The sequence below is a fragment of the Falsihalocynthiibacter sp. CO-5D18 genome (genome assembly GCF_041205445.1).
Lineage (GTDB): Bacteria > Pseudomonadota > Alphaproteobacteria > Rhodobacterales > Rhodobacteraceae > Falsihalocynthiibacter > Falsihalocynthiibacter arcticus.
The window spans coordinates 32,029-44,669 of sequence record NZ_JBGFCF010000017.1 but is presented as its reverse complement, the minus strand read 5'-3'; the positions used below and the strand labels follow the sequence as shown (position 1 = coordinate 44,669).

Genomic DNA, 12,641 nt, shown 5'->3' with positions numbered 1-12,641 from the left:
ATCAGAGATCCAATTTGTCGATCATGGGTTGGGTAATCAGGCAAATGCCATTCTCCGTTCGCCGGAATCGCTTGGCATCCAACACGGGGTCTTCGCCAACAACCAAGCCTTCAGGAATGACCACCCCACGGTCGATCACCACATTTGTCAGCCGCGCGTTGCGATTGATTTCCGCGTAGGGCATGACGACAACCCCGCTCAACTGCGAGAAAGAATGCGTCCGCACGCCAGTAAACAACATACAGCGATCAAGGCTCGATCCCGAAATAATACATCCGCCCGAGACCATCGACGACACCGCTTGGCCGCGCCGCCCTTCCTCGTTATGGATAAATTTCGCGGGGGGCGTCAATTCGGAGTAGGTCCAGATCGGCCACTCGTTGTCATACAGGTCCAACTCGGGTTTGAAATCGGTTAGGTCCACATTGGCCTGCCAGAACGCATCCACCGTTCCCACATCGCGCCAGTATGGTTTTTCCTCCAAGCCCGTCCGCACACAAGAGCGGCTAAACGGATGCGCAATCGCCTTGCCGTTTTTAACGATATCGGGGATCAAATCGCCGCCGAAATCATGGCTCGAATTCGGGTCTTCGGCGTCCTTTTGCAACAATCCAATTAGGTATTCTGTCTCGAAAACATAAATCCCCATACTGGCCAACGCCATATCGGGATGGCCAGGCATTGGGGGCGGATCGGCGGGTTTTTCGACGAAATCAAGGATGCGATCATTGTCGCCCACTTTCATCACGCCAAAGCCACGCGCTTCCATACGCGGCACTTCGATACAACCCACCGTAACATCCGCGCCGCTGTCGACGTGGTGTTTAATCATCAAGGAATAATCTTGTTTATAGATGTGATCGCCCGCCAGAATGATGATGTATTTCGGGCCATAACCGCGAATAATATCAATGTTCTGGGCCACAGCATCGGCGGTACCCTTGTACCAATTCTCATTATTCATTTGCTGCGACGCGGGCAGAATATCGAGGGATTCATTGCGCTCCGCGCGGAAAAAACTCCAGCCGCGTTGCAGGTGCCGGATCAACGAGTGCGCCTTATATTGGGTCGCGACCCCGATGCGCCGAATGCCGGAATTCACCGCATTAGACAGGGCAAAGTCGATAATTCGGCTCTTGCCGCCAAAATACATCGCGGGTTTGGCGCGCGTATCCGTCAGTTCATAGAGCCGACTCCCACGGCCCCCCGCCAAGACAAACGCCATAGATTGTTGGGCCAGTCTTTGAGATTCATTGTCCATCCATAGTCCTCCCTAAATTCTGTCTTCCCTTAAAAGCTACACGTCCTCTTGCAGCTCAAAAAATATCGTCGAAAGCGGCGGCAGCGTCAGCGAGATCGAATGTGCCCGCCCCGAGGCCGCCACCTGTTCGCTATCCGCGTAGCCCATATTGCCGCGATCGCCCCCGCCATAGCGGCTTGAATCCGTGTTCAGTTTTTCAAGCCAACGTCCTGCCTTTGGCACCCCAATGCGCCGCGCGTGGCGCTCAACGGGGGTGAAATTACTGACGACAAGAACTGGCGGCGTACCGTCGGCGCCCTTGCGAATCCACGCGAAAATAGATTCCTCGGCCGCGCCCTCCTCAACCCATTCAAACCCTGCGGGCTTGCAATCCAATTCGTACAGCGCGGGGCTATCGCCCAACAGTGCATTGAGGTCGCGGATCAAGTTCTGCGTGCCGCCATGCAGCGGATGATCGAGCAAATGCCAATCAAGACTCGTGTCGTGATTCCACTCCACGCCCTGCGCAAATTCACAGCCCATGAACAGAAGCTTTTTCCCTGGATGGCCCCACATAAATCCGTAATAGGCTCTAAGATTGGCGAATTTATCGCCCCCCTGCCCCGGCATTTTGTCGATCATCGAGCCTTTGCCGTGCACCACTTCATCGTGACTAATCGGCAAGACAAAATTTTCGGAAAACGCATAATGCAGGCCGAAGGTCATCTTACTGTGATGATATTTCCGGTTGATCGGATCCTCGGCGATATAGGACAGCGTGTCGTTCATCCAGCCCATATTCCACTTGAACCCAAACCCAAGCCCGCCGTGATCGGTGGGCGCACTGACCCCCGGAAAGGCGGTGGACTCCTCCGCAATAGTCACTATTCCAGGCATTTCGCCATAGGCCACTTCATTGGTGCGTTGCAGGAAATCAATCGCTTCAAGGTTCTCGCGGCCGCCGTCCTTGTTGGGAATCCATTCGCCCGCTTTGCGCGAATAATCGCGGTACAACATCGACGCCACCGCATCCACGCGCAGCCCGTCGATGTGATGTTCGCGCAGCCAGTACAGGGCGTTCGCCACCAGATAATTCGAAACTTCGCGGCGTCCGTAATTATAAACCAGCGTGTTCCAGTCGGGATGAAACCCTTCCTTGCGGTCGGCATGTTCATAGAGCGGCGTGCCGTCAAACCGGCCCAGACCGTGTTTGTCTTCGGGGAAGTGCCCGGGCACCCAATCCAGTATCAGGCCAATATCGGCGGCGTGGCAAGCCTCGACAAAGGCGCGGAATTCTTCAAGCGTGCCGTGGCGAATGGTCGGGGCATAGAGGCCCACAGGTTGATAGCCCCAAGAGCCATCAAACGGAAATTCCGAGATCGGCATCAGCTCGATATGGGTAAAACCCATGTCCTTTACATAGGCCACCAACTCCTGAGCGAGTTCGAGATACGACAGCGGACGATTGCCCTCCTCGGGAACCCGTTTCCACGAGCCAAGATGCACTTCGTAAATCGAGATTGGTTGGTCAATGCGATGGGCCGCCTCACGTTTGCTCATCCATGCCGCATCCGTCCATGTATGCCCGTTCAACTGGCGGATCACCGACGCCGTTTTGGGCGGGTGTTCAGAGCCAAACCCGAAGGGATCGGCCTTTTGCGGCAGCAGGTTTCCATTCCCGTCCAGCAACTCGTATTTATACGCTTCGCCGTCGCCAAGGCTGGGCAGGAAGATTTCCCAAACACCGGTTTGCCCGCGCATCCGCATCGGATTGCGCCGTCCATCCCAGCCGTTGAAATCGCCCACAACCGAAACGCGCCGCGCATTTGGCGCCCAGACCGCAAAGTGGGTTCCCGCAACGCCTTCGTGTTCGGTGACATGCGCGCCCAGAACCTTCCACAGGTCAAGATGCGCGCCCTCGGCAATCAAATATTCGTCGAGTTCCCCTAGAATAGGGCCGAAACGATAGGCATCCTCGGCCTCCCAAACATGGGGGCCTTTGGTGATGCGCAAGCGGTAAGCAAAAGGTTTTTTACGCCGTGCAGCGGTGCCCACAAAAAGGGACGGCTCCTCTGGTAAGGCCTCCAACGACAGGATTTTGGCCCCCGTTTTGGCATCCAAAACATCAATGGAATCGGCATCAGGATGAAACACCCGCAGGGTCAGCTTCCCCTCCACGGCGTGCAATCCCAGCACGGAAAACGGATCGGCGTGGCTGCCTGTTGCAATCTGCTGAACGTCCTGAGGATTGATCACTGTGTGTTTCCTTTATGTTTCTTGCAGCGTCTAAGTCACCGGTTTTGCATGCCAAATATCCTTGGCGTATCCACGGATCGTGCGGTCCGAGGAAAACCACCCCATCCCTGCTGTATTCGCGGCGGCCATCCGCGACCAACGCGCGACATCGCGGTAAGCCACGTCAACGTCGCGTTGTGTGTCAAAATAGCTGTCGAAATCGCAACTCACGAGGAAATAGTCATGTTCCCAAAGGTTATGCAGGATATCGGAGTAGCGATATTTATCCCCCGCCGAGAAAACACCTGCCCCGATTTGCCCCAAAACGCGGCTCAACCGTGGGCTGGCTTCAATCGCGCGGCGGGCATAGCCGTGGTGATTGCGCGCCTCTTGCGCCTCTGCCGCCGTGAGGCCAAAGAGGAAGAAATTATCCGCGCCGACGTGTTCCAAGATTTCCACATTCGCGCCATCCAGCGTGCCGATGGTCGGACTGCCGTTGAGGGATAGTTTCATGTTGCCCGTGCCCGAGGCCTCTTTGCCTGCGGTCGAAATTTGCTCCGAAAGGTCGCTGGCTGGGATCAGGATTTCCGCCATTGAGACGTTATAGTTCTCGGGATACACAACTTGTAGCAAATCGCGCGTGACGGGATCGGTGTTGATCGTCGCGGCCACGTCATTGATCAAGCGAATGATCGATTTTGCCAGCGCGTATCCGGGGGCTGCTTTGCCGCCAAAAATTTTAACCCGTGGCGTCCAATCGGCAGTTGGGTTGTCGCGGATCTCATTCCAAAGCGCGATGGTTTCGAGGATATTCATGTGCTGGCGTTTGTATTCGTGGATGCGTTTGATCTGAATATCGAACATCGCGGTGGGATCGATCGTGACATTGTGATGGGTTTTCAGCCACCCCGCCAAGCGATTTTTGTTCACCTTTTTGGCGTCCATAAAGGCGCCCAAAAACGCCGAGTCATCAAGATGCGCTTTGAGGTCCTGAATTTTCTCAAGGTCCTGTTGCCAGTCGGTGCCAATGGTGTCGTTGATCAGGTTGCGCAGTGGCGGGTTACAGGAATAGAGCCAGCGGCGCGGCGTGATGCCGTTGGTCTGGTTCAAAATCCGCGCTGGATAGGCTTTGTGCAAATCGGCGAAAACGGTTTCCTTGACCAGTTCCGTATGCAGCGCCGAAACGCCGTTGACGTTATGGGCCATGATGAACGCCAACTCGCCCATGTTCACATTGCCATGATCAATGATGCGGATGCCGCTTTGGGTGGCCGCGAGATGACGTTCTTGGATCAACTCGATCAGGCGGAAATGCCGTGGCAAGATGCGGGCGAACAACCCCTCAGGCCACCGCTCAAGAGCTTCGGGCAACAGCGTGTGGTTGGTATAGGCCAAACAGCCGCGTGCCAATTCGATCGCGTGGTCCAGATCAAGCCCGTGTTCATCCACCAAAATCCGCACCAGTTCCGGCCCTGCGATGGCGGGGTGGGTATCGTTGAGTTGAATGGCGACGTGGTTCGGCAGGTCTTCGATTTTGTGCCCCTCAGAGAGGAACCGGCGTAGCAAATCTTTGATCGACGCGGAGGTAAAGAAATACTCCTGTTTGAGGCGCAATTCCTTGCCAACATCGGTGGTGTCGTCGGGATAAAGCACCCGTGAGATCGTGCGTGCGAGGCGTTCGGGGGCATTCGCAGCAACATAATCGCCACGGTTAAAGCTCTCGAGATCAAACAATTTGACGGGCTTGGCGGCCCATAGGCGCAGTGTATTGGCCCATTTGCCCTGCCACCCAACAACCGGCGTGTCATAAGCCGAAGCCACAACCGTTTCGGCGGGATGCCAAACGGCCTTGCCATCGGACTCGCTCACGTGGCCGCCAAAGTGGATGTCATAGGCCACTTCGGGACGTTCAAATTCCCACGCATGGCGCTGTGCCAGCCAGCCTTCGGCGGTTTCGATCTGTTGTCCGTCCTGAAAATGTTGCTCAAACAAGCCATGTTCGTAGCGAATGCCATAGCCATAGGCAGGGATCGCGAGGGTCGAAAGACTGTCCATAAAACACGCGGCCAAACGACCAAGCCCGCCGTTGCCAAGCGCGGCATCCGGCTCATCCGCGACCACCGCGTTATAGTCCTGCCCCAAATCCGCGAGCGCTTGGCGCGCCACATCCTCGACGTTGAGATTGATGGTCACATCCTCGATCAGACGCCCAATTAGGAACTCCATCGACAGGTAATAGACCCGCTTATGCTTGCCCTCATAGGTCGCGCGGGTCGACGCAAACCACGGTTCCACCACCCGATCACGCAACGCCAGCGAAAGCGACATGCGCCAATCATACAGACTCGCGTGCCCCGCATCCTTACCTATAGAAAGTTTCAGATGCTTTTGGATATCTTCGCGCAGGTCTTTGACTGTTACGTCACTCTGGTGTGTTTTCAGCATTTCGATTTCTTTGACTATATCGGGCCGACGGGCCCGAACTTATTATGGGCCTAACTAAGCTGGCCGCGCACCCGACAGGTCGGGCAATTCATCGGCCCACGGGGGATTAGCGCCAGAACGCGCAACGGTGATCGACGCCACCAGAGCGCCCAAATCCAACGCATCCTTTAGAACGGATCCCGTGACATTCGCGATGGCTTTTTTGTTAAGGACACCGGCCCGCGACAAGCCCGCAAGCACGCCCGCATTAAAGGTGTCGCCCGCGCCAACGGTGTCGACAACTTGCGCTTTTACGGCGGGGACATCGATGATTTCATCGTTGCCGAAAATCGCCGTCGCACCGTCAACTCCGCGTGTCAGAATGACGATTTCGGGACCATTCAGGCGCAAGGCATGCGCTTTTTCCAGCAAAGTCAGAGGCCCAGGGACGATCCAATTCAGATCATCGTCGGACACTTTTAAAATGTCGCTGACGGCAAGCAAGGCATTCAAACGGGTGCGATAGGCGACCGCGTCCTTGATGAAACTTGGGCGAATATTCGGGTCGACCATCACCACTTTATCCAGTGCCACACGTTGCGCCAGTGCGAGATAAAAATCGCCGCAGGGTTCGACAATCAGGCTGATACCGCCAAAATACATCGCCTCAACCGAGGTGGGGATTTTCGGCATAAGATCGTTCGTTAGCATCCGGCCCGCGGTGTTTTCATCATAAAAAAGATAACGCGCCTGCCCGTCGGCCAATTCAACAAAGGCCAAGGTCGTCGGTAGATCGCTATAGATCGACAGGCTGTGATTGACGCCGCTTTTGGTCAGGGCGCTCTGGATCATGGTGCCAAAAATATCCGTCGACAAGCCCGACAGAAATCCTGGTTTCAAACCCAACCGCCCCAGTGCAACGGCAGTGTTAAACACCGCGCCGCCCTCGTAGGGCATAAAGGCCGCGCGGCCCTGCCCGTCCACGGTTGGCAACATGTCGATTAAGGCTTCACCACAGCATAAAATCATATTGTCCCTCTAATTACGTCCCTTACATCCAGAGTCCAAAGCTGATCTATTTGTGCTGCGAACTCAATGGCAAACCGCTCCTCATGCGCCAAATCGCCGAATACACTGGTGATTTTCAGGAAGGCCGATGGATCGGTGCGACTCGCTAGCGCCGCTGTGCGTAAAACTTCAGCACGTTCATCCTGTAAGTCAGGGCAATCGGCGCAGTATTTGCACCAAAACGCCACCTCAAGCGCGAGCGCTTTTAGGCTTGTTCCGGCGGCAAGGGCCTCTTGAATCGTAGGCACCACAAATTTCGGCTGGCGGTTTGAACCGTCAAGGCACAGCCGATCAATGGTGTCGCCAACGCGCGGGTTGGAAAAACGCTCGACACACATTTGCAGATAGTCTTCAAAACTTTCGCCATCAATTGGTGGCAAAATTGGCATGACATCGGTGCGCATCACATGAATAAGCCACGCGCGAATATCCTCATCCGCCATCGCCTCATGCACAAATTCATAGCCCAACAACGCGCCAGGATAAGCAATCGCGGCATGGCCCGCGTTCAAAATCCGCAATTTCATCGTCTCGTAGGGCGTCACATTCCCCACAAAGGTCACGCCCACATGTTCAAGACGCGGCCGTCCGAAGGGGAAATTATCTTCCATCACCCATTGGCGAAACGGCTCGCAGGCCACGGGGGCGCTGTCGATAATGCCAAATTGCTCCTTGACCAAAGCGCGCTCGCGGTCGGTGGTTGCGGGGGTGATGCAATCGACCATTGAGTTGGGGAACGCGACGTTGGCTTGGACCCATTCCTTGAGGTCAGCCCCAATCATTTCGGCCAAACCAAGCACTGTGTTGCTGGTGACATGGCCGTTTTCCGGCAAGTTGTCACAGGACAGGATCGTGAAGGGATCAATCCCCGCAGCGCGGCGGCGTTGCAGCGCAAGCAGCAGTATCCCGAACACGGTTTTCGGGGTTTGTGGCGCGGCAGCATCGGCCAGAATATCGGGATGTTTCGCGTCAAACAGACCTGTTTTGGCGTCAACGAAATAGCCGCCCTCGGTGACCGTTAACGAGACAATCCGAATTTCAGGCGCGCAGAGTTGCGCCAAAAGTGCCTCGGTTTCCACCTCGCAAAAGTCGATCATCGAGCCTGTGACCCGCGCAGTCAGGCTTTCGGGCGCGAGTTCAACAACCGTGGTCAGCCAGTCTTGCTCCTTGAGCGCGGCGCGGCGGTCGGCGTCAAAGGATTTGATCCCTGCCCCGACGATTGCCCAATCATGATCGCGGCCCGTGCTAAACAACGCATCCAGATAAACGGCCATATGTGCGCGATGGAAATTACCCACCCCGATATGCACGATCCCCGCCGTAAGATCATCGCGGGAATATTGCGGCACGATCACATTCGCGGACAATGAATTGAGGGCCGAGAGATCAAGTTTTTGCATCACAGCAAGCAGTCCTTTCCAGCGCACCCACACCGAAATGTGCATGTCTTTCTTGTCTTTAGTTCAAGGTTTAACCACGGTTTTCGGTCGGGATTAGTCCATCCGAAGGCCGTCTGCTCCAAATTTATGCATCTGGTCCAATTGCGGATTAAGATAGATGGTATCGCCATGATTCACGGCAATATCACCAGTAATCCGTACCGTCATCATGTCCACCAAACCCGTGTCGTGCACGTGGATAAACGTGTCCGACCCAAGGTGCTCGGCCACGCCAACGCGACCTTTCCACAGACCCTCGGTCATGCTGACGCCCACGTGTTCGGGACGGATTCCAATATGGGTCGCCCCATGTTTTTGGGCCTCTGCACCGGCAATAATGTTCATCTGCGGCGAGCCGATAAAGCCCGCAACAAACACATTGCGCGGCTTATGATACAGTTCAAGCGGCGAGCCGACTTGCTCAATCACACCCGCTTGTAGCACCACAATTTTGTCGGCCATGGTCATGGCTTCGACTTGGTCGTGGGTCACGTAAATCATCGTGGTGTCGAGCTTTTTGTGCAGTTCCGAAATTTCCAGACGCATCCCAACCCGCAGCGCGGCGTCGAGGTTTGACAGGGGTTCGTCGAACAAAAACGCCGAAGGTTCGCGCACAATCGCACGGCCAATGGCCACACGTTGGCGTTGCCCGCCCGAGAGTTGCCCGGGACGACGATCAAGGTAATCCGTCAGGTTTAGTGCCTTGGCGGCAGCATCGATTTTCGCGTCCTGCGCGGCCTGATCCATCTTCGCCATCTTGAGCGGAAACGCGATGTTTTTGCGCACCGACATATGCGGATAAAGCGCGTAGGATTGAAACACCATCGCCAAACCGCGTTTCGCGGGTGGCACTTCGGTGGCTTCGCGACCATCAATTTGAATGGCCCCGCTGGTCACATCCTCAAGACCTGCAATAAGCCGCAATAGGGTCGATTTTCCGCACCCAGACGGGCCAACAAAGACCACGAATTCCCCGTCATTGATTTGCAGATCGAGCGGCGGGATGACTTGAACGTCGCCAAAATTTTTGGTGACTTGATTGAGAGTAATGTTGCCCATTATTTCACAGCTCCGAATGTCAGTCCGCGGACCAGTTGCTTTTGGCTGAACCAGCCCATGATGAGAATTGGCGCGATGGCCATTGTGCTTGCGGCGCTCAATTTCGCATAGAACAGCCCTTCAGGACTAGAATAACTCGCGATGAAGGCCGTGAGCGGTGCCGCTTTTGCCGCCGTCAGGTTGAGGGTCCAGAACGCTTCGTTCCACGCCAAGATGATGTTCAAAAGGACAGTCGACGCGATGCCAGGAATGGCCATCGGAGTCAGCACATAGATGATCTCGTCCTTCAATGTTGCCCCGTCCATCCGCGCGGCCTCAAGGATTTCGCCCGGAATTTCTTTGAAGTAAGTATAGAGCATCCAGACGATAATCGGCAGGTTGATCAGGGTCAGAACGATGACCAATCCGGTGCGCGTATCCAAAAGTCCCGTGTCGCGGAAAATCAGGTAGATCGGGATCAAAACCCCAACCGGTGGCAACATTTTGGTCGACAGCATCCACATCAGAATATTCTTGGTGTGTTTCGCTGGCACAAAGGCCATGGACCACGCCGCAGGGATCGCAATTGCAAGCCCGAGCAAGGTGGAGCCCACCGAAATCACGACCGAGTTAAAGAAGTGAAGCGGATAGTTGGAGCGCTGATTTACAATAGCGTAATTCTCCATCGTCCAGTTGAACATGAACAGCGACGGAGGATCGGCGATTGCTTCGGCCTCCGTTTTAAAGCTGGTGATGATGGTCCAAAGGATCGGAAAGAATATCGCGAGGCCGATGGTCCAAGCCGCCGCCGTAACGATGACTCTGTGTTGGTTTGAAACTGCACGTGCCATATCAAGCGTCCAAGTTTTTCCCGATCATTCGCATAAGGAAGATCGCTACAATGTTTGCAAGAATGATGGCGATAACACCACCGGCGGAACCTTCGCCAACGTCAAAGTTGAGCAGGCTTTCGGCGTAAATCATATAGGTCAAGTTCATGCTGGCCGTACCGGGACCACCATTTGTCGTAACGAGGATCTCTGCGAAAATCGACAGAAGGAAGATCGTCTGGATCAGGATCACAACGGTAATAGCGCGACTAAGATGCGGTAGCGTGATGAAGCGGAACCGCGACAAGTGGCTTGCACCATCCATCTCGGCGGCTTCCATCTGTTCGCTGTCGAGCGACTGAATCGCCGTCAGAAGAATTAGCGTCGCGAAGGGCAACCATTGCCAACTCACAATCCCGATAATCGACAACAATGGTGCCTGACTGAGGAAGTCATAAGGCTCTAACCCTACGGCTTTGGCCCCATATGCGAACAATCCGTTCACGGGGTTCATGAACATATTCTTCCAAACCAGCGCCGAAACAGTCGGCATAACAAAGAACGGCGCGATCACAAGGATACGTACGATCCCCTGCCCCCAAATTTGTTGGTCGAGCAAAATCGCCAGCAACACCCCCAACACAACGGTGATGATCAACACTCCGAGCACGAGGAAAAGTGTGTTGAAAAACGCATCAAAAAACGCGGGGTTCGTCAGGAAATTTTCGTAGTTTTTAAATCCAACCCAGCCGCGCCGATCAGGCGTCAGCAGTCGATAGCGTTGGAAGGAATAATATAGCGTCATGCACAGGGGAATGATCATCCATGCAAGCAACAATAAAATAGACGGCGAAATCATTGCCTTGGCTGCGGTGCGCGAGTGTTGCGTGGACATGGCGAAGAGCCCCTCTGTTGGAAACCGAATGCAGTGTCACTGATACCTTGACCAAATCACAATTCGGCCAATTTCAGGTAAGAAAATCACTGGAAAAGAAGGGCCACCCTTACAGGCAGCCCCTCAGGGAGAGGGGTTTAGTACCCCGCGTCATCCATTTCATTCACAGTCAGCTCTTGAGCATTCGCAAGCGCATCTTCAATTGAAGTTGTCCCTGCGAGGGCCGCCGAGAACTGTTGACCAACGGCCGTAGCAATCCCTTGGAATTCGGGAATAGCAACGAACTGAACGCCCGTGTATGGAACCGGATCAACCGATGGGTTGGTTGGGTCTGCAGAGTTGATGCTTTCGAGCGTCATTTTTGCAAACGGAACGTCCATATAGTTGGCGTTTTCATAGAGCGAAGTCCGTGTACCTGGAGGCACATTCGCCCAACCTTCGTTCTCAGCAACAAGCGCTGTGTACTCTTTGGAAGTGGCCCATTCTACGAATTTTTTGGCAGCTTCAGGTGAGTCTGTGCTTGTTGGAATGGCCAAAGACCATGCCCACAACCAGTTGCCGCGTTTGCCAAGACCTGCGTCCGGTGCAAGTGCGAAACCAACTTGATCTGCCACTTGGCTGTCGTCTGGATTTGTCACGAACGAAGCCGCAACAGTGGCATCAATCCACATGCCGCATTTGCCCGTTTGGAACAAGGTCAGGTTCTCGTTAAAGCCGTTGTTTGACACACCGGGAGGGCCCGATTCATTGAGCATGTCCACATAGAATGTGAGCGTGTTTTTCCAAGCGTCGCCGTCAAATTGCGCCTTCCACTCTTCGTCGAACCATTTGCCGCCGAAGGAGTTGTTCATCGCCGACAAGAACGCCATGTTCTCACCCCAGCCAGCTTTACCGCGCAAACAAATGCCGTAAATTTCGCCATCTTTGTCGGTCATTGCGGCCGCTGCTTCACGAATGAAGTCCCATGTTGGCGCGTCTGGCATTTCAAGGCCGGCAGCTGCCATCAGGTCTTTGCGGTACATAACCATCGACGATTCACCATAGAATGGTGCAGCAAAAAGCTCGCCGTCTACGGTCAAACCACCGGCAATCGCTGGCAGAATGTCGTCTTTGTCCCAAGACTCTGGCAGGTCATTCAAGGATGTTAGCCAGCCTTGTTTGCCCCAGATTGGAACTTCATATGTACCGATGGTCATGACGTCATATTGGCCACCTTTAGTGGCAATATCTGTCGTCACACGTTGACGAAGAATGTTCTCCTCCAGTGTGACCCATTCCAATTTGATGTCCGGATTTGCCGTTGTAAAATCGCCAGCAAGTTCCTGCATGCGCACCATGTCACCGTTGTTCACGGTCGCAATTGTCAGTGTTGTTTCTTGAGCAAACGACATCGTCGCTGCTGCACTCAAGGCTGTTGCCCCAAGTAATTTGGTTACAGTATTTTTCATTGGATCCTCCCACAGATCAGTTTT

The 12,641-nt window shown here is 54.5% G+C and carries 9 protein-coding genes; all 9 read right to left on the bottom strand.

Annotated elements, in window-relative coordinates:
- Position 1: 1 nt before the first annotated feature.
- The 9 genes from glgC to AB9F27_RS18655 all read right to left on the bottom strand — a co-directional run bounded on the left by glgC (position 2) and on the right by AB9F27_RS18655 (position 12,617).
- Positions 2 to 1,261: a glucose-1-phosphate adenylyltransferase gene (glgC, locus tag AB9F27_RS18695; protein ID WP_335585186.1), complete on the bottom strand. Its 1,260-nt coding sequence runs from the start codon at positions 1,259 to 1,261 to the stop codon at positions 2 to 4.
- A 36-nt stretch (positions 1,262 to 1,297) separates the two neighbouring features.
- Entirely contained in the window at positions 1,298 to 3,496 is a 2,199-nt protein-coding gene (glgB, locus tag AB9F27_RS18690) for a 1,4-alpha-glucan branching protein GlgB (protein ID WP_335585185.1), read from the bottom strand.
- Positions 3,497 to 3,526: 30 nt separating this feature from the next.
- Entirely contained in the window at positions 3,527 to 5,920 is a 2,394-nt protein-coding gene (locus AB9F27_RS18685) for a glycogen/starch/alpha-glucan phosphorylase (protein WP_335585184.1), read from the bottom strand.
- A gap of 54 nt (positions 5,921 to 5,974) precedes the next feature.
- Positions 5,975 to 6,928: a carbohydrate kinase gene (locus AB9F27_RS18680; protein ID WP_335585183.1), complete on the bottom strand. Its 954-nt coding sequence runs from the start codon at positions 6,926 to 6,928 to the stop codon at positions 5,975 to 5,977.
- Positions 6,925 to 8,367 (bottom strand): mannitol dehydrogenase family protein, encoded by a 1,443-nt coding sequence (locus tag AB9F27_RS18675; RefSeq protein WP_369758003.1) that lies wholly within the window; start codon positions 8,365 to 8,367, stop codon positions 6,925 to 6,927. Before AB9F27_RS18675 ends, AB9F27_RS18680 begins: the two co-directional genes overlap by 4 nt.
- Before the next feature lie 93 nt (positions 8,368 to 8,460).
- On the bottom strand, positions 8,461 to 9,465 hold the full coding sequence (locus tag AB9F27_RS18670; RefSeq protein WP_335585181.1) for an ABC transporter ATP-binding protein: 1,005 nt from the start codon (positions 9,463 to 9,465) through the stop codon (positions 8,461 to 8,463).
- Positions 9,465 to 10,295 (bottom strand): carbohydrate ABC transporter permease, encoded by an 831-nt coding sequence (locus tag AB9F27_RS18665; RefSeq protein WP_335585180.1) that lies wholly within the window; start codon positions 10,293 to 10,295, stop codon positions 9,465 to 9,467. The genes AB9F27_RS18670 and AB9F27_RS18665 overlap by 1 nt, the downstream gene beginning before the upstream one ends.
- Before the next feature lies 1 nt (position 10,296).
- A complete protein-coding gene (locus AB9F27_RS18660) occupies positions 10,297 to 11,169 on the bottom strand; it encodes a sugar ABC transporter permease (RefSeq protein WP_335585179.1) in 873 nt (290 codons plus the stop codon).
- A 137-nt stretch (positions 11,170 to 11,306) separates the two neighbouring features.
- Entirely contained in the window at positions 11,307 to 12,617 is a 1,311-nt protein-coding gene (locus tag AB9F27_RS18655; protein WP_335585178.1) for a sugar ABC transporter substrate-binding protein, read from the bottom strand.
- Between the last annotated feature and the right edge of the window lie 24 nt (positions 12,618 to 12,641).

Excerpts from the sequence above, each read along its gene's own strand:
- glgC (WP_335585186.1), bottom strand. The coding sequence starts at position 1,261 with ATGGACAATGAATCTCAAAGACTGGCCCAACAATCTATGGCGTTTGTC.
- AB9F27_RS18685 (WP_335585184.1), bottom strand. The coding sequence starts at position 5,920 with ATGCTGAAAACACACCAGAGTGACGTAACAGTCAAAGACCTGCGCGAA.
- AB9F27_RS18680 (WP_335585183.1), bottom strand. The coding sequence starts at position 6,928 with ATGATTTTATGCTGTGGTGAAGCCTTAATCGACATGTTGCCAACCGTG.
- AB9F27_RS18675 (WP_369758003.1), bottom strand. The coding sequence starts at position 8,367 with ATGCAAAAACTTGATCTCTCGGCCCTCAATTCATTGTCCGCGAATGTG.
- AB9F27_RS18670 (WP_335585181.1), bottom strand. The coding sequence starts at position 9,465 with ATGGGCAACATTACTCTCAATCAAGTCACCAAAAATTTTGGCGACGTT.
- AB9F27_RS18665 (WP_335585180.1), bottom strand. The coding sequence starts at position 10,295 with ATGGCACGTGCAGTTTCAAACCAACACAGAGTCATCGTTACGGCGGCG.
- AB9F27_RS18660 (WP_335585179.1), bottom strand. The coding sequence starts at position 11,169 with ATGTCCACGCAACACTCGCGCACCGCAGCCAAGGCAATGATTTCGCCG.
- AB9F27_RS18655 (WP_335585178.1), bottom strand. The coding sequence starts at position 12,617 with ATGAAAAATACTGTAACCAAATTACTTGGGGCAACAGCCTTGAGTGCA.